Here is a 21,995-nt window from a genome sequence, read left to right on the forward strand (position 1 = left end):
AGGCGTCCCGGTGACTAGACGGTCACGATGATCGTTCCGGTCATGCTCGGATGGATCCGGCAGTGGTACGCGAAGCTGCCCCTGGCCATGAACGTGAAGGCGAAACTCCGACCCGGTGCCAGATCTCCCGAATTGAAGAGGCCGCCGTTTGCGGTGACAGTGTGGGTGACCACATCACGATTCATGAACGTGACGCGGGTTCCCGCACGGACGCTGAGGCTGGACGGTGTGAACGCGAAACTCATGATGTTGACCACAGCGGCCATCATCGGAGGCGCTGTCGGTCGCGGCGTTGGAGCCGGCGTCGGCCGCGGTGTTGAAACCACCGGCTGCGGCGTCGGCGCCGGCGTGTCGACGGGTGTCGGCGAAGCGGTCGGCGACGGCGTTGAGCTCGCGGCTGCCGCGGATAGAGATGGTGGCGGAGAAGATTGGCTCGTCGCCTGCGTGCCGCAGGCTGTGAGCACGCATACCGCGACGATTGCCAATAGCTTTGGTTCCATGGGCGCCTCCGTCGAGAAAATCAGTTGGAGGTTGATACCCGCGGACGTTACGACCGTATGATGCGGGGAAATGGCTGGCGACCTCGTGACCTTCGCCAGAGAGTTGCCCAAGGCCGAGCTGCACCTGCACATCGAAGGCACGCTCGAACCGGAGCTGATGCTCGAGTTGGCGCGGCGCAACGGTATTCAGCTGCCCTACGCCTCGGTGCAGGAGGTCCGCCGCGCCTACGTCTTCAGCGACCTCCAATCGTTTCTGGACATCTATTACGCGGGCTGCCGCGTCCTCCTGACGGAGCAGGATTTCTACGACCTGACCTGGGCCTACCTCCAGCGGGCGGCCACCCAGGGCGTGCGCCATGCCGAGATCTTCTTCGATCCGCAAACCCACACCGATCGAGGCGTGCCGTTCGAAACGGTGATCACCGGCATCCATCGCGCGCTGCAGGACAGCCGCGCTCGGCTCAACCTCACGAGCGGGATGATCCTCTGCTTCCTGCGGCACCTGAGCGCCGCGGCGGCGATGGAAACGCTGAACGCGGCGCTGCCCTACCGCGAATGGATCCTGGCCGTTGGTCTCGACTCGTCGGAGGTCGACCATCCACCCGCGAAATTCAAGGATGTTTATGACCGCGCTCGCGAGGCCGGCCTGCTGGCGGTCGCGCACGCGGGCGAGGAAGGACCGCCGGCGTACGTGTGGGAGGCGCTCGACGTCCTGAAGGCGCGACGGATCGACCACGGGGTGCGATGTGTCGAGGACGACCGATTGGTCGGCCGCCTGGTCGAGGAGCAGATTCCGCTGACGGTTTGCCCGCTCTCCAATGTGAAGCTACGGGTCTTTCCGAACTTGAGGGCCCACAATCTCAAGCGGCTACTGGACCGTGGTTTGCTGGTGACAGTCAATTCCGATGACCCCGCCTATTTCGGCGGCTACGTGGCGGACAACCTCGCGGCCTCCGTTGTGGCCCTTGGTCTCAGCCGCGAACAGCAGCTGACGTTGGCGAGGAATTCGTTCGTTGCGTCATTTCTCAAAGAGGATGAGCGACGCCCCTACCTCGACGAGGTCGATCGGTTCGCCGCTCAGCCCTCGGTGAAGACGATCTCCTGAGCGCCCTCGTAGAGAACGCGCCGGCCGAGTTCGGCGAGCAGTTCGCGCCCTGTCTCGATGGTCGCGAAGTGGTTGCCAGCAAGGGGTCCCGCCTTGCTAGCGAAGCTGGTCGAACCGTAGGGGAAGAGGACCTCGGTCTCGCTGATCCCGCCGGGATACAGAAGCAGCTGTCCCGCGGCGGGATAGCTGGTGTGGTGTTCGTAGACCAGCCCGGTCTGCAGGTCTCCCAGTGGAATCCACGCCGACTCGCCGCTCCAACGCGCCTGTACCAGCTGGGCGCGCAGCGGCAACAGGCGCCGGAAGGCGGCACACGTCTTGGGCGCGGCGTCAGTCTCCCAGCGCGCCGTGAACCGCAGGGAGCCGACGGTGATCTCAAGCATCGCGCCTAAGGGTAAGTCCGATAAAGCCGTGCGCGGGCTTTGGATCGCTGAAGACTCGAGTCGCGGGGTCCGCCTCGGAGACCTTCGAGGTGTCCCAAAGGCGGTTCTGCGCCTCGAAGGTGACCTCGGCCATCCCGCTGAATTGGTCGAGGAGGCGAATCCCCATTTCGTGCACCAGGTGCTGGATCGACATGCTGACGAACCCATCGAAGGTCGCGGTCACCGCATCGCGCACTGCCTCCGAGGCGATGTGGGCGGGGCCGTCCATGACGCCGTCTTCGGCGCGGCCGTAGCGCCAGTGCACATCGAGGTAGATGAAGAGCGGCCGGTCCGCGACTTCCGGCAAGGTCGTGTAGGCGTCGCGAGCAAAATCCTTGAAGGCGCTGCCCGTCAGCTTGACCAGCCGGAGGTTGCGCCGGCCGCAGCGGAGCGCACGCAGCCCGTCTCGTCCGATTTCCAGCTCCACTGACCCGTAATCATCCTCCAGTGGGCTCAGCAGTTTCGGGCTGTGTTTGGCAAAAGGAATCTCCTGGACGAAGAGGCGCAGCCATTGCATCTGCGGATAGGTCGTAAGGAGGCGGCGGCCGAGGAAGGCGGCGAAGCCCTCGTGGGTCGCGCCCGGGTACTCGAGCGCCATGGCATACACGAAGTTCTTCATGGTGTCGGTCGCGACCACCTCGCGGTTATCGCCCTCGGTGTAGGCCGGCAGGAAATTGTCGCCGAAGACGTCGATGCTGACCCGGCCGGCCAGCAGCCCACGGACCTGGTGCGTCCGGTAGAAGGAAACGTTGTGCTTGCCGTAGCGGATGTCGGCTTTCACGAGCGCAACCGGTCCTCGGCGATGGCCACGATGGCGCGCAGGCCCTCCTCCATCTCTTCCTCGCGCGATCGGTGCAGACGCTCCTGCAGCACGTCGACGATCTGACCCTTCGGGCGGCGATTGACGAAGACGACGAAGCGGAACCCGAAGCGCCGCTCGTAATCCGCGTTGAGTCGGTCTAGCTCTGGGACCGAACTGGCACCCTGCTCCTGGAGCGAACGGTGCGAGAGGTGGCGCGGGTCCGCGCCGATCCGTGGATGGGCATTGAGCGTTGCCACTTTTTCCGCCTCGGTCAGCGTCGGCACGATGGCGCGCATCCCTGCAATCACCTCCGCTGTCGAGTGATAGGGGCCGCCGGCACGAACTTTCTCGGCCAGTGGCGTCGACCCTTCGAGGGCTTCCTCGATCGTCGTCATCACGTCCCGCGGTAGGTCGTGCAGGAGTAGGGTGCGATCAGCAGCGGCACGTGGTAGTGTCGCCCTTCGCTGAGCTGGAGCTCGAGGGCGATCGTCTCGAAAAGGTGCGGGGTGGCGCCCCAGTAGGCGCCGACCTCAACCAGCAACCGGTATGACCCGGGATTGATCCCGCCGCCACTCAGGTCGGCGATCCGTCCCTCGCTATCGGTGGTGAGCGAGCGCGTACCCAGCGTCACGCGGACGCCCGCGGCCGGCTGTCCCGAGGCGACGTCGAGGACGTGGGTGGATACCGTCGCCAGCGCGCTCACAACCCCACCAGGTCATCGGGCTTGACTGGCGCGCGGCGCAGCTCGCGGCCGGTGGCGTGGCGCAGGGCGGCGACCACCGCCGCGGGGACGACGACCGTCGAGGGCTCGCCGACACCCTTGGCCCCGTAGGGCAGGCCCGGCTCGGGCTCCTCGACGATTTCCGAAACCACGGGCGGCATATCGAGGATCGTAGGGATGAGGTAGTCGGTGAACGACGCATTCTTCACCTGGCCGTCGACCAGCGCGACCTCCTCCATCAATGCCAGCCCCAGGCCCTGCGCCGCGCCGCCCTCGATCTGGCCGAGGACGCTCTGCGGATTGAGCGCGCGACCGACGTCCTGCGCCACCGCGAGCTGCACGACGCGAACCAGGCCCAGCTCCACATCAACCTCGACCACGGCGCGCGCCGCCCCGAACGCGAAGGTTACGTGCGGATCGCCCTGCCCGTTCGCATCGAGCTTGCCGGTCGGCCGGTGATGAAAGACGCGGGTCGCCTCGACCGGTCGACGCAAGGCCTGCAGCCCGCCGTTCCGCTCGATCGCCGCATGCACCGCCTGGCAGGCAAGCTGGACGGCCCCGCCGGTCATCATCGTCTGCCGGGAGGCCGAGCTGGAGCCGGCGGATCCGATCGCCGTGTCAGGCCGGCGGAGGACGACGCGATCGATGCCGAGCTCCGTGCGGACGATTTGCGTCACGATCGTATCCAGCCCCTGGCCGACCTCGACCGCGGCCGACTTCACTTCGGCGATGGGGCCCTCCTTGTCGATCGAGACGCGGACCCATGCCTCAGAGGAATCGTCGAAGCCCTCGCTGTAGCCGAGGTTCTTGTAGCCGACGGCAACCCCGACCCCGCGTTTCAGCGCTTCACCGTGGCCGACGTTGCCGGCGCCCCCGGGCAGAAGCATCGGGTCCCGGTCGAGTGCCGACTCCTCGGGCGGAAAAGGGAGCTGTTGTAACCGCTGAAGGCACTCGCGCACCGGGGCTACGCCGGCAATTGGCTGACCGGTCGGCAGCACCGAACCGGAGTGCACCGCGTTCTTGAGGCGGAGCTCGATCGGATCGAGGTTGAGCGCCGCGGCCAGCTTGTCCATCTGCGCCTCGTAGGCAAAGCACGCCTGCACCGCGCCGAAGCCGCGCATCGCGCCGCATGGCGGGTTGTTGGTGAAGAGCGCCGTCCCCTCGAGCCGCGCGTTCGGGACCTCATAGGGCCCTGCCGCAAAGGTCGTGGCGTTACCGATGACGGCTGGCGACGTCGAGGTGTAGGCGCCACCGTCGACCAGCAGGCGAGCCTGGACGTTGACCAGCGATCCGTCTCGGGTCGCGCCGTGCCGCATCCAGACCCGTGAGGGATGCCGATGCACGTGCCCGAAAAACGATTCCTGCCGGCCGTACGCCATCTTGACTGGCCGCTTCGTTCGTAGCGCCAGCAGGCAGGCATGGATCTGCATGCTGACATCCTCGCGCGCGCCGAAGGCGCCACCCACGCCGGAGAGGTGCAGCCGCACACGTTCAGGTGAGAGATCGAGGCAGGGCGCCAGCTGTTCGAGATCCGCGTGGAGCCACTGGGTGGCGATGAAGAGGTCGACGCCGCCGTCGGCGGCAGGAACAGCGAGACCCGCTTCCGGGCCAAGCGGTGCCTGGTCCTGCATCCCGGTCTCGTACATGCCTTCGACCCAGACATCGGCCGGCGCGTTGGGGTCGCCGTGGACGATCGTCAGGGTCCGCACGATGTTGCCCTGGGGATGGACGGAGGGCGCCGTCGGTTCGAGTGCCCGCTCCATGTCGGTGACGGGGGTCAGGACCTTGTAGTTGACGGCGATCTTCTTCAGCGCGGCCCGCGCCAGTTCCGGATCCTCGGCGGCAAGGATCGCCACGGCCTCGCCGGCGTAGCGAACGACATCCACGGCCAGCACGGGCTGGTCCTGCACATCCAGCCCGAAGGTTTTCTTGCCGGGCACGTCGGCGTGGGTCAGCACGGCGCTCACGCCTGGCGTCTCGAGGGCCGCCGACGTATCGATCGAAACGATCCTGGCATGTGGATGCGGGCTGCGAAGGGTCGCGCCCCAGAGCATCCCGTCGCGGTGGAGGTCGCTCGCGTACTCGAACTCTCCCTTGACCTTGGGGACGCCGTCGACCCGTCGGACCGACTGACCAACGCCGCCCTGGCGGCGGAGGTTGACACTCATGCCCAAATCATGGTGGCCTCGCTGAGGTTCACCAGCTGTCCGTCATGGACCACGGGCTGTCCCTCGACGAAGAGGTGCTGCACCGGTCCCGGGTTGCAGAAGACGAGGGCCGCGACTGGATCTGCTTCCGCACCGCGATGCGGAAGTCCATCGATCGGAAAGAGCGCGATATCGGCCCGCTTGCCGACCTGGATCGAGCCGACGTCGTCGCGGCCGAGGCACGCCGCCCCGCCGCGTGTCGCCACTCGCAACGCCTCGCGCGCGGTCATCGCCGCCGGCCCCTTGCGTCCCCTGGTGGTCAGCAGCGCCTGCCGCACCTCGCCCAGCATGTTGCCGCTGTCGTTCGAGGCGGAGCCGTCCACCGCGAGGCCGACCGCCACCCCCGCATCGAGCATCTCTCTCGCCGGCGCGAACCCCGATCCCAGCCGCATGTTCGAGGTGGGGCACCAGGCGACCGCGGTCCCGGTGGCTCCCATGCGGCCGATGTCGACGTCGTTGACGTGCACGCAGTGGGCGAGCCAGACGTCCGAGCCGAGGAAACCGAGATCCTCGAGCAGCTCGAGCGGCCGGCGCTTGAAGGTTGCCTGGCAGTACGCCTCCTCATCGAGTGTCTCGGCGATGTGGGTGTGCAGGCGCACGTTGCGGCGCCGAGCGAGCGCCGCCGACTCGCGCATCAGCCGCTCGGAAACGGAGAAGGGAGAGCACGGTCCAACCGCGATCCGCCGCATCGCGCCCGGTGCAGGATCGTGGAAGCGCTGGATCGCCTCATCGGTCGCCGCAAGAATGGTGTCGATGTCCTCGACCACCCGATCCGGGGGTAGGCCGCCACTCGACTGGCCCAGGTCCATCGATCCCCGGCAGGGGTGGAATCGCAGGCCGAGCTGCTCCGCGACTTCGATCTCGGCCTCGAGCAGGCCGATGACGCCCGAAGGGAAGACATAGTGGTGGTCGGTCGTCGTCGAGCAGCCGCTGAGCGCCAGCTCGGCGAGGCCGACCTCGGCGGCGGTGCGCTCCCAGTCGGCGTCGATCGTCGCCCATATTGGGTAGAGCTCGCGGAGCCAGTCGAACAAGCCGCCCTGCTGGGCATGGACCCGCGTGAGCGTCTGGTAGAGGTGGTGGTGGGTGTTGATCAGCCCCGGCAGTGCGACCAGGCCGCGGCCGTCGATGACGTCCGGTTGGTCCCGAACTGGGGGGCGTCCCTGGCCAACCCAGCTGATGACACCCCCGTCGATCAGGACGGAGCCGTTCTCCAGCTCCGTGCCGTCGTCGTCCATGGTGACGACCACCCGGCAACCGTCGAGCAGGATCATGCGCCGGCTCGCAGGCGGGCAGCCGCCAGCTCGACCGCGTCGACGATCTTCTGGTACCCGGTACAGCGACAGATATTTCCGCTCAGCGCCTCGCGCACGGTGACCGGGCTGGGGTCCGGGTCTTGCTGCAGCAGGTCGGCCACGGCCACCACGAAGCCGGGCGTGCAGAAGCCGCACTGCACCGCACCCGCCTCGAGGAACGCCTCCTGGATCGGATGGAGCTTGTCGCCATCGATGAGGCTCTCGACGGTCCGCACCTCGCGCTCGTGCGCCTGGGCCGCCAGCACGAGGCAGCTGCAGACGAGCGTGCCGTCGAGCCAGACCGAGCACGATCCGCACTCACCCTGCTCGCAGGCGTTCTTCGAGCCGTAGAGACCGAGCGCTTCTCGAAGGAAGACCAGCAGGCTGGTTCCTGGCCAGACCTCGGCCTCCCGCCAGTCGCCGTTGACGCGCGTTCTCACAACCACGTCGGCAGTCTCCGTTCGGCGAGCGCCCACCCGATCGCTCGCCGCGCCAGCACGCGGCACCCGTGGCGCCGGTAGGCGGCGGTCCCGCGCACGTCGTCGAGCGGTTGCGCCGCGGCGGCGACCAGCTCGGCGAATTCGTCGGCCCATTGCTCGCTGAGCGGTGCCGACCGGTCGTCCCACGTCCCTGAGGTCGTGAGTGCTGCGGCCACGCGCTCTTCCGCCTGAGTCGCGCGCAAGATGGTTGGCCCGACCGAGCCGAGCGCCACGTTGACGCGCCGGCGCTCCTCGTCGATGACCAGGCAGAGGCCGGCCACCGCGATGACCATCGCGTTGCGTGTGCCGATCTTGGAAAAGCTGCCCGGGCCGCGAAGCCGTCGCCAGCGGGCGCCGATGATCAGCTCGTCGGGCGCAATCGCGGTCTTCTTCGGGCCGGTGAGAAAGAGGTTCCAGGGTAGTGAGCGTTCGCCGCGGGGGCCGCTCTTCAGCACCACCTCAGCGTCGTACGCCGCCAGCACCGGGAGCGCATCCCCCGCGGGCGAGGCGGTCCCAAGGTTGCCACCCACGGTGCCACGGTTGCGGATCTGCGGCGAACCCACAGAGCGCGAGGCCTGCATCAGCGGCTTGAACGCCGGCATCTCCCTGACGATGGTCGCGTAGGTCACGCCCGAACCGAGGAAGACATGGCCGCTCTCCTCCCGCCATTGGGTCAGCTCGGCAACCCGGTTGAGGTCGAGCATCGCCGGCGGGCGCAGGCGGCCAAAGTTCAGGTCGACCATCAGGTCGGTCCCGCCGTTGAGGGGGACGGCCTCCGGGCGCTCGGCCTTCATCGCGAGCGCTTCATCGAGCGAGTGGGGCAGCAGCACCTCCATGGCGGTGCGACTACTTTATCCGCGCCGCCACCGTCCGGACTCCTCGAAGGAGCGCCCGCGCGCCCAGAACCAGGTGCTCGTCGGAGGTTGTTTCCCGCGGCGAGTGGCTGACGCCACCCACGCTGGGGACGAACAGCATGCCGCTGGGAACGTGATGGGAGAGCACCGCGGCGTCGTGCCCGGCGCCGCTCGACAACCTTGCCGACTTCCGCCCCAGCTCGGTGCAGGCCTGCCCAAGTGCGTCCATGACGGTGGCATCCATCGGCGCCGGCGGCACCGAGGACAAGAGTTCCACGTCGACGCGGCATCCCTCCTCGGCGCCGATACGTTCGAGCCGGCTCGCGAACGCCCGGACGGCTTCCCCCAGGACACGCTCATCGAGGTGGCGGACTTCGAGCGTGAACTGGGCGCGCCCGGGGATGACGTTGACGCCTCCCGGGTGGAAGCGCATCGATCCGATGTTGGCCACCGCCTCGACGTCGACGCCCTGCACGAGGTCGCGCAGCTCAGACGCGGCGCGCGCGGCAGCCCGCCCGGCGTCATGGCGCAGCCGGAACGGGGTCGTCCCCGCGTGATTTTGCGTGCCGTGGATCTCGATCCGCTGGCGGTGGACGCCGACGATGCCGGTGACCACCGCGAGGTCGATCCCGTCCGCCTCCATCCGGGGTCCCTGCTCGATGTGCAGTTCGACGAATCCCTTGATCGACGTCAGGTGCTCCTTGACCTCGAGCATCCGGTCGATGTCGCGGCCGGCCGTGGCCAGGACCTCGCGGATAGGGACGCCCTGCCAATCGAGCCCTTCACGGAGTCGTTCGACGTCGAGCTCGCCGATCAGCGCCAGGCTGCCGATGAGGCCGATCTCGAAGCGAACGCCCTCCTCGTCGGCAAAACCGACGATCTCCACCTCCTGCGCGAGCGGATCACCAGATTCGGCAAGGGTGCGAAGGACTTCGAGCGCGGCGATGGCCCCATACGCGCCGTCGAGCCCGCCGCCGTGGGGGACGCTGTCGAGGTGGGAGCCGGTGAGTAACCAGGGTCCGGTCGTGCCCGGCATATGACCGAAAACGTTCAGGGCGGCGTCCACGCGTGGCTCGATCCCCGCCTGGCTCATGCGTTCCGCGAACCATCGCCGTCCGGCCAGATCGTGATCGGACCAGGCGAGCCGGTCGACGCCACCGTCGGGAAGCCCGCCGATGCCGGCCAGCGTCCGCAGGTCGGCCAGCAGCCGGTCGCCGTTAATGTCGCTCAAAGCGGCACCATCTCCGGGTCGAACGTCCGGCATTTCAGGAAACGGCCGAAGCCGCGGTCGCCAACAATGGCGCCGTCTCGGTAGATCACCTGACCGCGACAGATCGTGGTCCGCACCTTGCCGGTGACGGTCAGGCCTTCATACGGTGAAAACCCCGCGCGGCTGTGCAGTTCCGAGGCGGAGAGGACGCGTCGTGGCCGTGGGTCGAAGAGGACGAGGTCGGCGTCGGAGCCGGGTAGCAGATCCCCCTTTTGCGGCCACAATCCAAAGATCTTCGCCGGGTTAGTGCTGAGCAGGCGGACCATGTCCGGGCGCGAGAGCCGTTGCGGCACCACGCCGAAGCTGTGCAGCAGCAGCAGCGAGGTCTCGACGCCAGGGATGCCCGGGCTGATCGCACGGAAGTCGTCGATACCGGCTCGCTGCGACAGCGAGAAACCGCAATGGTCGCTGCCGATGGTCTGGATCGCGCCGCGCGAGAGCCGCTCCCAGAGTTGTGCCTGGCTCTCGGGATCGCGAAGCGGCGGCGTCATCACGTAGCGGGCCGCATCCGGCTGGTCGTACCGGGAGTCATCCAGCACGAGGTAATGGGGGCAGGTTTCGGCGATCGCCTGCACGCCGCTGCGGCGGGCGTCGCTGATGAGGTCGACCGCCAGCGGCGTCGACAGGTGCACGAAATACACGGGGCTGCCGGTCGCGCGGCTGAAGAGCAGGCCGCGACCAACCGCCTCGGCCTCGGCGATGCCCGGGCGAGCCAAGGCGTGGTATTTCAGCGATCGTTTCCCCTCGTCGACCAGTTGTTGCGACCTGCCTTCGACGATGGCATCGTTCTCCGCGTGGACCTGGACCAGGAATCCGGCCTCACCCGACCGCTCCATCAGCCGGTACCAGGTCCAGTCGTCGGCATAGAAGATCGTGCCGCGGTAGGTCGTGTAGATCTTCGCGCTGGTCACCCCCGCCTCTACCAGCCCGGCCAGGTCGCGCTCCCAGCCCGGTGGAAGATGCGCGATGTTGAGGTGGATCGCGTAGTCGATGTGCGAACGGGCCTCGATCAGGTCGAGTCGCGATTGGAGCGCCTGGGCAAAGCGCTGGCCCGCTTGCTGCGGGGCGAAATCGAGAAAGGTGGTGACGCCCCCCGCCGCCGCCGACCGCGAGCCGCTCTCGAAATCGTCGGCGGTACGCGCCGTCCCGGTGTCGAGCAGTAGATGCGTGTGCGGGTCGACGACGCCGGGCAAGACGAGCAGGCCGGTCGCGTCGATGACGTCGGCGTCGCCCGCGATGCCCTCGCGGACTCCGGCGACTTTCCCGTCGCTAATGAGGACATCGGCGGTACGCTCACCGTCGGCGGTGACCACCGTTCCGCCACGAATCAGCATGGGCTCAGCGTTGCTGTCGAGACAACCAATCCGCGATCACCCGACCGACCTGATCCCCCTGGTCCTCTTGCAGGAAATGCCCGGCGTCCCGAATCACCGTCAGGTCTTCTGCCGTCCGGAACAATCGCTGGAAGGCACGACCAACCGGTTCCAGCGGCAGCACCATGTCGCCGTCCGCCCACAGCACCAGGGCGGGGCGCTGGTCGCGGACCAGCCGCTGCATAACGGCGCGTCCTTCTGACGCGCCAGGCGCCGCCGGTTCTAGCGGGATCAGCTCTGGGAAACGCCGTGCCCCCGCCTTCGAAGCCTCGTTTGGAAAGGGCGCCTCGTAGGCAGCCAGCACCTCGGCCGAGGGCGGCGTCTTGCAGCCGCCTCGAATCAGTGGTCGGATTGGAACGTCGGGGCGCGCGGCGACGAAGGCCCGAAAGCGTAGCCATTCGTCACTCATCTGCTGTTCGCCGGTGAACACCCCAGTGTCCATCAGAACCAGGCGGTCCACCGACTCCGGTCGTTCGTTCATCGCGACCCGTAAACCGATCGGTCCACCCCAATCGTGCATCACCAGCGTCACCCCATGAAGGTCGAGGTCGTCGATCAGCGAGACCAGGGCCGCGGTGTGGTTGGCGTATGAGTACCAGGTGGGATCCACGGGTTTGTCGGAGCGGCCAAAACCCGGAAGATCCGGCGCGATACAACGAAAACCGGCTTCGACGATTGGCGGGATAACCTTCCGCCAGAGATACGACCAGGTCGGCTCGCCGTGCAGCAACACCACGATCGGCCCCCGGCCAACATCGATATGGGCGAGCCGCATCCCCTGCCACTCACGGAATTCCGGTGGGTAGGGAAAGTCGAGGATACTGTCGAAGCGCTCGGCGGGCGCACGGAAGAACTCTGCCGCAGACACCCGCCGCTGGTCGCCTGCCGTGCTCAGGCGCCGATCTCGTACAGCTGGCCGGGGTCGAGGTCGAGGCCGTTGACGACCTGCCAGAGCGCGGCCACGGCCTTCAAGGCGTTTCGGCGTTCGAATGGAGCCAGGTCTTTGCCGTCCTTCAGCACGCGGACCAATCCCTGGTAGCACTCGACCAAAGAGCGCTCGGACTCGCTCAGCTCGACACCCATCGCGTTCTTCATGCCGTTACCCTCCGCTCGCCGGCCGTGCCGATGACGATGCGGTCATCCTGGAGCCGTTTCGCCTTGAGCTCGAAGCGCGGCAGGCTGCCATTCTCGACTCGCTTGCAGCCGAAGCGGAGACCTTCATGCGCCTGCGAGAGCGACTTGGCGAGCTCGCTCACGATGCGGTCGGCGTTGACGCCTTCCCGCTCCGGAATCTCGACCAATACTTCGATCTCGTCCTGGCGACCGTCGGCGGTGTAGAGGTGGATGCGGAACTCGTCGATCTCCTTGTACTCGCGGACGATCGCCTCGACCGCGCGGGGATAGACGTTGGTCCCACGAACCAGTTTCATGTCGTCGACCCGACCGCGAATGCCGCCCTCATAGAGATCGAAGGTGCGTCCACAGGTGCAGCCGCTGGCCGGTACCCTGACGACGAGATCGCGGGTCCGATAACGCAGTACCGGGATGAACCCCCGGCCAAAAGACGTGATCAATCGTTCACCCAGCTCGCCGTAGCCGACGGGCTCACCGGTCTCAGGGTCGACGACCTCCTCGATGTAATGGTCCTCGATGATGTGGGTGCCGCCGGGCTGCTTCTCGCACTCGAAGATCATGATGGTGCCCACCTCGGTCATGCCGGCGGTGTCGGCGGCTTTGGCCCCCCATTCCTCCTCGATCAGGTGTTTGGTTGCCGGGATGGACCCGGCCGGCTCCCCCGAGAGGATGAGGCGCTTGACCGGGCTGGCGGCCAGGTCGACGCCCATCGTTTTCGCCTCCTGCGCCATCCGCAGCGCGTAGGTCGGCGTGGAACAGACCACGGTCGCCTTCATGGATAGGATCTGCTTGACGCGCGCCTCGGTCGTCATGTTGCCGCCCGGCAGCACCAGGCAGCCGATCTTCTCGCAGGCATAGTGGGCGCCCCAGAAGCCGACGAAGGTCCCGTAGCTGAAGGCGAAGAAGACGATATCGCGCGGCCGAACGCCGAAGCCCCAGAAACCGTAGCACCACATCTCGGCGATCCATTCCCAGTCCTTCATGCTGTCGAGCACCTGGAGCGGGATGCGGCCAGTCGTCCCCGAGGTCAGGTGGTAGCGGATCGCGACCTCCTGCGGGGCGGCGAGCAGCGGGCCATAGGGCGGGTCTTCCAGCTGTGCCTGCATCCACTCGTCGCGGGTCATCATGGGAATCCGCCGGAGATCCTTGAGACTCTTGATCGATTCCGCGGTGACGCCGGCGGCTTTGAGCCGCTTCGCCTGCCAGGGGACGCGCGCCTCCGTCCAGGCGACCAGGTTCTTGAGTTTGCGGACCTGCAACGCCTCGATCTGGTCGCGCGGCATGGTCTCGTGCCGGGGGTTCCAGTAGGGTGATTCGTGCACGCATCCCCTCCTTTCTTCGGACTCGTTGTAACACTTTTTTGGAATAAGCTGGAGCCGACTTGGCCACCGCCGGAAAACCGACGCAAGAAGGCGCTCCCTACCGTCTCGGCGGAATGGGCTTTCAGGACGCCTCAGGTCGCCGCCTGAGCTACGAATCGTATCTTCATATCCCGGAACTTCTCGCCCTGCAGAGCGGGTTGACCGAGGCCCACGACGAGTTGCTCTTCATCGTGGTCCACCAGGCATACGAGCTCTGGTTCAAAGTGGTGATCGACGAACTCGAAAGTGTTCGCAGCGCCATCGAGACCGAGGATCTGCGCGCCGCGAGGCACTCCCTCAACCGGGTCAAGGTGATCGAGGACCTGCTCGTGGAACAGGTCGCGGTTCTGGAAACGATGGCGCCCCAGGACTTTCTGACCTTTCGCTCCGAGCTGGCGCCGGCCAGCGGTTTTCAGTCCGTCCAGTTTCGCGAGATCGAGTTCCTGTCGGGACTGAAGGACGCTGGGTACATCAAGGCGCTCGCTGGGGAAGGAGATGCACGTGCCCGGCTACAGCGTCGCCTGGATGAACCATCGCTCCACGATGTGTTTTCTGCGTTGCTGAAACGCCGCGGCGTCACGGTGAGCGACCTCTATCGCCAGGGCGACCGCAACGCGGACCTGCTTGAGCTGGCCGAAGCGCTGCTCGACCACGATGAAGGGTTTCGGCTCTGGCGGCTGCGTCATGTCGAAATGGTCTCTCGCCAGATTGGCGACAAGCCCGGCACCGGTGGATCAACCGGCGTACGGTACCTGCAATCGACGCTGAGCAAGCGCTTCTTCCCCGAACTCTGGGAGGTCCGTTCGCAACTCTAGCGGCCGTTGGCGAAAAGACGGGTGAAGTAGGCGATACCGAGCGGCACCAGCAGCGCGAGCAACGATGTCACCACCGCCAGGGTGTCGGGGAGATGGCTCGGGTTACTCATCCCGATGTAGGTGAAGATGGCCGCGCCGATCGAGGTGGCGAGGACCACGATCGTGGCGATGATGGTCGCCCACTCCTGGTGCTGGAGGTAGATCGCGATCGATCGCCGGGCGGCCAACCGCAGCAACCAGGAAGCGGTCAGGCCGTTGAGCACCAGCGAGCTGATCAAGGCGCAGACAGCGATGCCGACCCGGAACTGCGCCAGGTTTCGCATCACAAAGGCCGCGCCGTTGACGACGAGGATGCCGATCGGTGTGATGATGCCGATCGCAACCAGTAGGATCCGGCTGCTCAGGTAGCCGCGTAGGAGACGATCGCCCTGCTTGTCCGTCATCACGTCACGGGAAGGCGGTTGGCGTACTCGGGCCGGTTCCAGGCTCGCGAGGTCAACACCTCACGAAGGGAGCGCACCGCGTCGAAGACGTCGACATAGCGCGTGTACAGCGCGGCAAAGCCGAACCGCATCAGGTCCGGGGCGCGGAAATCACCGACTACGCCGCGGTCGATCAGGGCGCGCATCACGCGGTAGGCCTCCTTGTGCCGCAGCGAAACCTGCGAGCCGCGCAGCTTCGCTTCGCGTGGCGACGCCACTTCGACACCGAGATCGCGGCAGGTTTCTTCGACCTGCTTGATGAACAGGTCGCCAAGCGCCATCGACTTGCGCCGGGCCTCCTGCTGGTCAACCCGCAGCCAGAGGTCGACCGCCACCTCTAACGCCAGCATGCTCAGGATGGGCGGCGATCCCGCGAGTTGCCGGGTGATCCCGGCGGCCGGGCGATATTCTGGCTCGAAGGCAAAGGGCGCCGCGTGCCCCATCCAGCCCGCGAGCGGCGACTGAATCGCATCCTGCAGGCCCTTGGCGACGAAGAGGTAGGCCGGCGCACCCGGGCCGCCGTTCAAGTACTTGTAACCGCAGCCCACCGCGAGGTCGACCTGGGCGGCATTCAGATCGATCGGCACCGCACCGGCGCTGTGCGAAAGATCCCAGAGCACCAGGGTGCCCACCTTTTGGGCGGCCGCGGTGATATGGCGCATGTCGTGGATCTCTCCGCTGGCGTAATCGACGTGGGTGAGCATCAGGACGGCGACGCTGCCGTCGAGCGCTTGCTCGATCTCGCTCCGCTCGACCACGCGCAGGGCGTGGTTGCCACCGAGGAAGTCGATCAACCCCTGGGCGACATAGAGGTCGGTGGGAAAATTCGATGCCTCCGTCAGGATGAAATGGCGGCCCGGCTGAACGCGCAGCGCCTCCGCCAGCAGCTTGAACAGGTTGACCGAGGTGCTGTCGGCGACGATCACTTCGCCGGCTTTGGCGCCAATCAATCGGGCGATCTTGTCTCCGATGCGCGCCGGGGCCTCGATCCAGTTGGCGGCATTCCAGCTACGGATCAGCCCGCTTCCCCATTCCTCGGCGATCACCTGCGTCATGCGGGGCAAGGTCTGGCGTGGTAATGCCCCAAGCGAGTTGCCATCGAGATAGATGACGCCTTCTGGCAGGACGAACTCGTCCCGTACGGAAGCAAGCGGGTCCTGCCGATCGAAGGCCAAGCAGGTCTCGCGGTCCACGGAGCGATTATCCCGCCTCGGCGACCTCTAGAAGTGGCTGGGACACCAGGGCGCGCGGTCGGTGGCGAACATCCCGTCGGCACGGGCGACGGCCCCCGGACGGAGCTCATTAATGCGGCCGGCCTCGAAAAGCGCGCGAAACCGATTGCCCCCAAGGTAAACAGCGGCGAGATCAGCAGCGTCGAGTTCGAGATCGAGTGTGCCGCCGGTGGATTTGCACTCGGCGCCAGCCGGCCCGCCGACCAGCTCGTAGGACCCATCGTTCCATGGACAGAACGTATCGCGGACGCGCAGCCCAAGGCGGCCCTCGGCGGAATAACGGCGACCAGTTAGGGCGGCGGCGACATCCACCAGGCGCAACCACACGCCATCTTCGATCCTGGTCTTCGGCTGCCGCGAGTCGGCCAGCAGGAATCGAAGGGGCTCGTCCACCGGGCGCATCTCCGCTGAGACCCGCGCCATCAAGTCCACGTCGAGCACGTGGCGCCAGAGCGCTGCGTAGGCATCGGCCGTTGTCGCGATCAACATCCCGAGTCGTAGCGTCCCGTTTGGGCCGGACGCATCCCATTCCAGCTTGATTCGGTAAATCGCGAAGCCCGTCGGATTCCCGTCGGTCTGGTGGAGCACGCGATACTGTGGGCTGGCGCCTTCCCTGGCCAGGTCGAGGTCGGCCAGCATGTTGTGCATCCAGCGTTCATCGAGTCCGAGCATGCCCGGTTGGTTGTGCCGGGCCAGCGCCCAGACGCGGGTGAAGGCGCCAACCGCCGTCGGGACGTCCACCATCGAGAGGCGCCCGCTGGTGCTGACCTTCCTGGCAAAGGAAGTGTGGCGGCGCTCGATCTCCACCGCGGCCTGGTAGGTCGCGAGGCCGTAACCAAAACGCCCATAGATCGGCGCCTCCGACGCATACAGTGCCGCGAGCGGCTCACCCCGCTCTCGCATGTCACCGAGCTGGCGGCGCATCATGGCCGTCAGCAGCCCGCGCCGGCGATAGGTGCTGAGCACGCTGACACGCGTGACGCCGCCGCAGGTCAACGCACCTCCAGGAACCGTCATCTCATAGGAGAAGATTCCCGCGGTGGCAACCATGTTCATGCCATCGAAGAACGCCAGCGTGCGGTCGAACTCGGTGATCTCCCTGGAGAGCATCAGCTCCTCATCGGTTGGGAGCGCCGCGCCAAAGGCGCGCCGCATCAGGGTCGAGTACGCCCGCTGCTCCTCCAGCGTGACCGGCCGGAGCTCGAGACCGGACGGCGCGCTTATCGCTGAACCAGTGCCAGGGCCCGGCAGGGGCTGCCCGATCCTTTCACCAGCTTGAGCGGGGCCACCACCAGCACCGCGCCGGTCGGCGGCAGCTTCGACAGGTTGGCCAGCTGCGTCAGCCCGTACTTGTTGGCGCCGAGCAAGAACTGGTGGCAGGGGAACGGCGGGTTGAACGAATGGGCTGCGCCCGCGTCGGTGCCAACCGTTTCCACGCCCACGCCTACGAATGGGCTTTCGTTCGCCAGCCACTGCGCCAGCTCGATATCGATGCCAGGGGTATGGGGACCGGTCTCGTTCGCGTTGAGGAAGGCATTCTGGTCATTGGCGCGGGCATCCCAACCCGTGCGGTAGAGCAGCCAGGAGGCCTTGGGCAACCCGCCATGCTGCCGCTCGAATGCTCGGATGTCATTCAGCGTCAAGAGGTAGTCGGGATTCGCCTGTGCCTCCTTCGACTTGTCGATCACGACCGCCGGGCCGATCAGGCGCTTGACCGGAACTTGCGAGACGTCGTCCTTGTCTTTGCCGGTGACCCAGTGGATCGGCGCGTCGAAGTGGGTGCCGGCGTGCTCACCGCCCTCGAACCAGTTCCAGTACCAGGCCGGGCCTTTCTCGTCGTATCGGCTGATCTCGTGCGTCTTCCAATTCGGCGTGTTGGCGAAGGGCGGCGGAAGCTGGATCATCGGCGTCCGCTCCGACAGAGGCTGGGTGAGATCGATGATGTCGATCGAACCGGAGATGAGGCCCTCGACGAAGGACGCCAGGCTATCGATTCGCGTGCTCATTCATTCCTTCCTTTGCTTGCAGCGCCCGCGGAAATTCGAACCGGTTCTCGAGCATGTGGACGTCTATCAAGAAGCTCTTGGGCATCTCGGCCTCGACCTTGGCGACGATGCAGGTCAGCTGGTCACCTTTGATCGCGTCGAGTGCCGCTTCCTCGAAATCCTCCAGCTCGCGGACCAGCTGTGCCCTGGGAAAGCCGGCCGCCTTCGCAATGCCGGCCAGGTCCGTGCCCGCGGAGGTCGCGGTTGTGAACCACTTGTAGCCACCAGGAGCGCCGCCGCCCACCGAGAGGAGCGTTTCGTTGTCGAAGATGACGTGCACCAGGTTGTTCGGCCGGGAGCGCGCCAGCGTCGTCAGGCCGCCGAGGTTCATCAGCACCGACCCGTCGCCGTCGAGCACGACCACTTTGCGGTCCGGCTGCGAGAGCGCGATGCCCAGCCCGATCGAGGAGGCGAGGCCCATCGCGTGCTCGAGGTAGAAGAAGTTGGCGCGGTGCCCCAGTGAGTAGAGCTCGGCCGCGACCGCGCCCATGATGGTGACGACGGCGCAGTCCTCGAGCTGCGGATAGATGGCCTTGAGGCAGTCCAGGCGTTTCATTTCGGCTCCTGCCACATCAGGTTGCGCTGGAGGAGCAGTGCCACCGGCGAGAGCGAGGCATGCGCCAGCGTCATCGCGTGCGCAATCTTCGGTAGCACGTCATCTGGTCGGCCCAGGTCGTCGTGCGCGATGTGGAGCGCGTCGAGGACCGGCCGGGTGTACTTGCCGCCCTCCGTCTGCCACGGATCCTTCTCACCGAAGCTGCCACGATCCGTGATCAGCATCAGCAGCGGGATTTTGTAGAGGAGGGAGACCCCCACGATGCCGTTGATCGCCTGCAGGAACCCGTGGTTCTGCAGCAGCATCGCCGATTTGACGCCCGCAAAGTGCGCGCCGGCGGAAACGCCCACGCCCTCTTCCTCCTTGGCGAGCCGCACCAGCGTCATCGCCGGATCGTCATCCGCCATGCGGATCAGGTGCACGAGCCACGTCTCTGGGAGCGCGCTCACCAGCGTGACGCCGACGCCCTTCATGGCGTCGTAGACCACTTGCGAATTGGCCACCGATACCGGCACGACTCCCTCCCTCCTCGGAACTGAGGCCGATTCTACGCATACAATGGGGCCCAGTGCAGGTCCTGGGCAGCATCCTGGAGGCCGTCGGGCACACACCGCTGGTGCGGCTCCAGCGCATCACTGCCGGGCTCCGCCCGACCATCCTGGCCAAGGTGGAGACGCTCAATCCCGGCGGCAGCGTGAAGGACCGGATTGGTTTGCGCATGATCGATGATGCCGAGCGGCGCGGACTGCTAAAGCCGGGTGGCACGATCGTCGAGCCGACCTCCGGCAATACCGGCCACGCTCTCGCCATCGCGGCGGCCCTCAAGGGCTACCGAATGATCTTCGTGATGGCCGACAAGCAATCACCGGAGAAGATCGCGCTGCTGCGCGCCTACGGCGCGGAGGTCGTCGTCTGTCCGACCGCCGTTCCCCGCGAGTCGCCTGAAAGCTACTACTCGGTGGCCGAACGGTTGAGCCACGAGATCCCGGGCGCCTTTCAGCCGAACCAGTATTTCAATCAGGCCAACCCGCAGTCTCACTATGAAACCACTGGTCCGGAAATCTGGGAGCAGACGGACGGCAAGGTCGACGTGGTGGTGGGCGGCCTGGGGACGGGCGGGACCATGACGGGCGTGGCCCGCTTTCTCAAGGAAAAGAAGCCGTCGGTGATGACGGTGGGCGCCGACCCGGAGGGATCGCTCTACTCCGGCACCACCATCAAGCCCTACAAGGTCGAGGGGATCGGCGAAGACTTCATTCCCGGCACCATCGACCTGAAGCTGATCGATCGCATCGTCCAGGTCAACGACCGCGACTCCTTCCTGACCGCCCGGCGCATCACACGAGAAGAGGGGATCCTGGTGGGCGGCTCCTCGGGCACCGCCATGAAAGCGGCGATGGAGGTGGCGCGCGAGCTCGACGAGAAGACGCTGATGGTCGTCATCCTGCCCGACACCGGTCGGAACAACCTGAGCAAGATCTACAACGACGAGTGGATGCGCCAGAACGGCTTCTTCGAACGCTTCCCGCGCCAGCTCGTCCACGACGTGGTTGCCACGCGAGAGCGCGAGATCCCCGAGCTGATCACGGTGTCATCGAAGGAGAAGGTGGGCCGCGCCATCGACCTTCTCCAGGAATACGGCATCTCGCAGATGCCGGTGACCGAAGATGGCGGCGGTCCCGGCACCCGGCTGGTCGGCAGCATCCAGGAACGCACCCTGCTCGACCGGGTGTACCGTGATCCCGGTTTGATCGAGACCACCGTCGGCGCTGCGATGGACGGCCCTTTTCCGACCATCGCCGCCGGGGCACACGTCGACGAGGCCTTCAATGCTCTGCTCGGTGGCACCACCGCCCTGGTGGTCATGGATGCCGAGCGGCCGGTCGGGATCATCACCCGCGTCGATCTATTGGAGTTCATGGCCCACACCCGCGCGTCCCGTTGAGCGCCGAAGGTAGGCCCGGGTTCGCAACCCGCGCGATCCACGCCGGCCAGGCTCCTGACCCGGCGACCGGCGCCGTGGTGGTTCCCATCTACCAAACCTCGACCTTCGCCCAGGACGGCCTCGGCAAGCATCGCGGTTACGAGTACTCACGGACCGGGAACCCAACACGTGCCGCGCTCGAGACCTGCATCGCCGCGCTGGAAGGCGGCGCCCACGGGCTCGCCTTCGCCTCCGGCATGGCGGCGGAGGCGGCGATCATGCAGCTGCTCAAGCCGGGCGACCACACGGTCGCGGTCGACGACCTTTACGGCGGCAGTTACCGGCTGTTCCGCCGGGTGCTGGAGCCGATGGGTCTCACGTTTTCCTTCGCAGACGGCTCCGACCTCACGGCTGTCGAGAAATCCCTGACCGATCGCACCCGGATCGTCTGGGTGGAATCGCCGACCAATCCGCTCCTCAAGCTGGTCGACATCGAGGCGGTCAGCAAGCTGGCGCACGCGCGCCAGGCGCTGCTGGTCGTCGACAACACCTTCATGAGCCCTTACTTTCAGCGTCCCTTGTCGCTGGGCGCCGACATCGTGGTGCACAGCGCCACCAAGTACCTTGGTGGGCACAGCGATGTGATCGGCGGCACGCTGGTGGTGAACCGGGACGACCTGTTCGAGCGGTTGTCATTCCTCCAAAACGCGGTCGGCGGCGTGCCGGGGCCGATGGACGCCTGGCTGGTGCTGCGCGGGGTCAAGACGCTCGCCATCCGCATGCGCGAGCACGAGCACAATGCCCGGCAGGTCGCCGCCTTTTTGGTCGATCACCCCAAGGTGGCGCGCGTCTTCTATCCCGGGTTGGCCGACCACCCGCAGCGGGACCTGGCTCGGCGGCAGATGTCCGGCTTCGGCGGCATGATCTCCTTCGAGGTCACGGGTGGCCTCGAGCCGGCGCGTCGCGTTGTCGAGCGGACTCGGCTATTCACACTGGCCGAGAGCCTGGGTGGCGTGGAGTCGCTGATCGAGCTGCCGGCGGCGATGACGCATGCCTCCATCCCGGCGGAGACACGGCGAGCACACGGGGTGGCGGATGGGCTGGTTCGCGTCTCGGTCGGGATCGAGGACGTCGCCGACCTGATCTCAGACCTTGACCGAGCATTGGCCGAAGCCTGAAGCTCAACAACAAGGAGGTGAGCATTGAAAGCCGACATTAACTTCTCGAACATCCTGGTGGCCATCGTCCTGTTGCTGCTGGGCCTCGCGGTCTTCACCCGTCACCGGATCGCGTCGTACGTCGTGGGCGGGTTTCTCATGGTGCTAGCCGCCATTAGCATCCTCGCGTTTCTGAAGATCCTCAACGTCACGACCGGTCCGATCACCATTGGTTAAGGAATCGCCGCCGCCGACCGAGGCGTAACG

General features: G+C 66.4%; 25 protein-coding genes. 5 read left to right on the plus strand and 20 right to left on the minus strand.

Annotation, left to right across the window (positions count from 1 at the left end; translation table 11 throughout):
* Positions 1 to 14: 14 nt before the first annotated feature.
* Positions 15 to 632, minus strand: a complete 618-nt coding sequence (locus VHK65_07475; GenBank protein ID HVS05992.1) for a cupredoxin family copper-binding protein — start codon at positions 630 to 632, stop codon at positions 15 to 17.
* Between VHK65_07475 and VHK65_07480 the strand changes: the two genes are divergently transcribed.
* On the plus strand, positions 571 to 1,605 hold the full coding sequence (locus VHK65_07480) for an adenosine deaminase (GenBank protein HVS05993.1): 1,035 nt from the start codon (positions 571 to 573) through the stop codon (positions 1,603 to 1,605). The genes VHK65_07475 and VHK65_07480 overlap by 62 nt on opposite strands.
* Here VHK65_07480 and VHK65_07485 read toward each other — a convergent pair.
* From VHK65_07485 to VHK65_07545, 13 genes are read right to left on the minus strand one after another with little or no spacing between them, the layout of a single operon-like run.
* A complete protein-coding gene (locus VHK65_07485; protein HVS05994.1) occupies positions 1,578 to 1,985 on the minus strand; it encodes a DUF3830 family protein in 408 nt (135 codons plus the stop codon). The two genes, VHK65_07480 and VHK65_07485, sit on opposite strands and share 28 nt — an antisense overlap.
* Positions 1,978 to 2,805: a urate oxidase gene (gene pucL / locus VHK65_07490; protein HVS05995.1), complete on the minus strand. Its 828-nt coding sequence runs from the start codon at positions 2,803 to 2,805 to the stop codon at positions 1,978 to 1,980. Before pucL ends, VHK65_07485 begins: the two co-directional genes overlap by 8 nt.
* The gene (locus tag VHK65_07495) at positions 2,802 to 3,221 is read right to left on the minus strand and encodes a 2-oxo-4-hydroxy-4-carboxy-5-ureidoimidazoline decarboxylase (protein ID HVS05996.1); all 420 of its coding nucleotides are present in this window, start codon (positions 3,219 to 3,221) and stop codon (positions 2,802 to 2,804) included. The genes pucL and VHK65_07495 overlap by 4 nt, the downstream gene beginning before the upstream one ends.
* The gene (locus VHK65_07500; protein ID HVS05997.1) at positions 3,221 to 3,529 is read right to left on the minus strand and encodes a hydroxyisourate hydrolase; all 309 of its coding nucleotides are present in this window, start codon (positions 3,527 to 3,529) and stop codon (positions 3,221 to 3,223) included. The genes VHK65_07495 and VHK65_07500 overlap by 1 nt, the downstream gene beginning before the upstream one ends.
* Complete coding sequence (locus VHK65_07505) at positions 3,526 to 5,715, minus strand: molybdopterin cofactor-binding domain-containing protein (protein HVS05998.1); 2,190 nt, start codon at positions 5,713 to 5,715, stop codon at positions 3,526 to 3,528. The genes VHK65_07500 and VHK65_07505 overlap by 4 nt, the downstream gene beginning before the upstream one ends.
* Positions 5,712 to 7,025, minus strand: a complete 1,314-nt coding sequence (locus tag VHK65_07510; GenBank protein ID HVS05999.1) for an 8-oxoguanine deaminase — start codon at positions 7,023 to 7,025, stop codon at positions 5,712 to 5,714. Before VHK65_07510 ends, VHK65_07505 begins: the two co-directional genes overlap by 4 nt.
* Positions 7,022 to 7,492, minus strand: a complete 471-nt coding sequence (locus VHK65_07515) for a (2Fe-2S)-binding protein (protein ID HVS06000.1) — start codon at positions 7,490 to 7,492, stop codon at positions 7,022 to 7,024. Before VHK65_07515 ends, VHK65_07510 begins: the two co-directional genes overlap by 4 nt.
* Positions 7,483 to 8,361 carry an FAD binding domain-containing protein gene (locus tag VHK65_07520; GenBank protein ID HVS06001.1) on the minus strand — a complete coding sequence of 293 codons (879 nt, stop codon included), beginning with the start codon at positions 8,359 to 8,361 and terminating at the stop codon, positions 7,483 to 7,485. Before VHK65_07520 ends, VHK65_07515 begins: the two co-directional genes overlap by 10 nt.
* A gap of 10 nt (positions 8,362 to 8,371) precedes the next feature.
* Positions 8,372 to 9,610, minus strand: a complete 1,239-nt coding sequence (locus VHK65_07525) for a Zn-dependent hydrolase (GenBank protein ID HVS06002.1) — start codon at positions 9,608 to 9,610, stop codon at positions 8,372 to 8,374.
* Positions 9,607 to 10,983, minus strand: a complete 1,377-nt coding sequence (gene hydA, locus VHK65_07530; GenBank protein HVS06003.1) for a dihydropyrimidinase — start codon at positions 10,981 to 10,983, stop codon at positions 9,607 to 9,609. Before hydA ends, VHK65_07525 begins: the two co-directional genes overlap by 4 nt.
* Positions 10,984 to 10,987: 4 nt before the next feature.
* A complete protein-coding gene (locus tag VHK65_07535; protein ID HVS06004.1) occupies positions 10,988 to 11,890 on the minus strand; it encodes a haloalkane dehalogenase in 903 nt (300 codons plus the stop codon).
* A 23-nt stretch (positions 11,891 to 11,913) separates the two neighbouring features.
* Positions 11,914 to 12,117 carry a hypothetical protein gene (locus VHK65_07540; GenBank protein ID HVS06005.1) on the minus strand — a complete coding sequence of 68 codons (204 nt, stop codon included), beginning with the start codon at positions 12,115 to 12,117 and terminating at the stop codon, positions 11,914 to 11,916.
* Positions 12,114 to 13,478, minus strand: coding sequence for an AMP-binding protein (locus tag VHK65_07545; GenBank protein ID HVS06006.1), 1,365 nt, complete (start codon positions 13,476 to 13,478; stop codon positions 12,114 to 12,116). The genes VHK65_07540 and VHK65_07545 overlap by 4 nt, the downstream gene beginning before the upstream one ends.
* A 59-nt stretch (positions 13,479 to 13,537) precedes the next feature.
* Here VHK65_07545 and VHK65_07550 point away from each other — a divergent pair, with 59 nt between their 5' ends.
* Positions 13,538 to 14,332, plus strand: coding sequence for a tryptophan 2,3-dioxygenase family protein (locus VHK65_07550; protein ID HVS06007.1), 795 nt, complete (start codon positions 13,538 to 13,540; stop codon positions 14,330 to 14,332).
* Here the strand turns inward: VHK65_07550 and VHK65_07555 are convergent.
* From VHK65_07555 to VHK65_07580, 6 genes are read right to left on the minus strand one after another with little or no spacing between them, the layout of a single operon-like run.
* On the minus strand, positions 14,329 to 14,775 hold the full coding sequence (locus VHK65_07555; protein HVS06008.1) for a hypothetical protein: 447 nt from the start codon (positions 14,773 to 14,775) through the stop codon (positions 14,329 to 14,331). The two genes, VHK65_07550 and VHK65_07555, sit on opposite strands and share 4 nt — an antisense overlap.
* A complete protein-coding gene (gene kynU, locus VHK65_07560) occupies positions 14,775 to 16,007 on the minus strand; it encodes a kynureninase (GenBank protein HVS06009.1) in 1,233 nt (410 codons plus the stop codon). The genes VHK65_07555 and kynU overlap by 1 nt, the downstream gene beginning before the upstream one ends.
* Positions 16,008 to 16,034: 27 nt before the next feature.
* Positions 16,035 to 17,309: a GNAT family N-acetyltransferase gene (locus VHK65_07565; protein HVS06010.1), complete on the minus strand. Its 1,275-nt coding sequence runs from the start codon at positions 17,307 to 17,309 to the stop codon at positions 16,035 to 16,037.
* Positions 17,267 to 18,052, minus strand: coding sequence for a cyclase family protein (locus VHK65_07570; GenBank protein ID HVS06011.1), 786 nt, complete (start codon positions 18,050 to 18,052; stop codon positions 17,267 to 17,269). Before VHK65_07570 ends, VHK65_07565 begins: the two co-directional genes overlap by 43 nt.
* A complete protein-coding gene (locus VHK65_07575) occupies positions 18,033 to 18,647 on the minus strand; it encodes a thiamine pyrophosphate-dependent enzyme (protein HVS06012.1) in 615 nt (204 codons plus the stop codon). Before VHK65_07575 ends, VHK65_07570 begins: the two co-directional genes overlap by 20 nt.
* Positions 18,644 to 19,162: a thiamine pyrophosphate-binding protein gene (locus VHK65_07580; GenBank protein HVS06013.1), complete on the minus strand. Its 519-nt coding sequence runs from the start codon at positions 19,160 to 19,162 to the stop codon at positions 18,644 to 18,646. Before VHK65_07580 ends, VHK65_07575 begins: the two co-directional genes overlap by 4 nt.
* Before the next feature lie 53 nt (positions 19,163 to 19,215).
* On the opposite strand from VHK65_07580, the gene VHK65_07585 reads away from it, so the two are divergent.
* Genes VHK65_07585 through VHK65_07595 form a run of 3 tightly spaced genes read left to right on the plus strand, consistent with a single transcriptional unit; the run spans position 19,216 to position 21,965 of the window.
* A complete protein-coding gene (locus VHK65_07585) occupies positions 19,216 to 20,592 on the plus strand; it encodes a cystathionine beta-synthase (protein ID HVS06014.1) in 1,377 nt (458 codons plus the stop codon).
* On the plus strand, positions 20,589 to 21,749 hold the full coding sequence (locus VHK65_07590) for a cystathionine gamma-synthase (GenBank protein HVS06015.1): 1,161 nt from the start codon (positions 20,589 to 20,591) through the stop codon (positions 21,747 to 21,749). Before VHK65_07585 ends, VHK65_07590 begins: the two co-directional genes overlap by 4 nt.
* A gap of 24 nt (positions 21,750 to 21,773) precedes the next feature.
* On the plus strand, positions 21,774 to 21,965 hold the full coding sequence (locus tag VHK65_07595; GenBank protein ID HVS06016.1) for a hypothetical protein: 192 nt from the start codon (positions 21,774 to 21,776) through the stop codon (positions 21,963 to 21,965).
* The last annotated feature ends 30 nt before the right edge of the window (positions 21,966 to 21,995 follow it).

This window comes from Candidatus Dormiibacterota bacterium (genome assembly GCA_035544955.1).
In the GTDB taxonomy this organism is placed as follows: domain Bacteria; phylum Chloroflexota; class Dormibacteria; order CF-121; family CF-121; genus CF-13.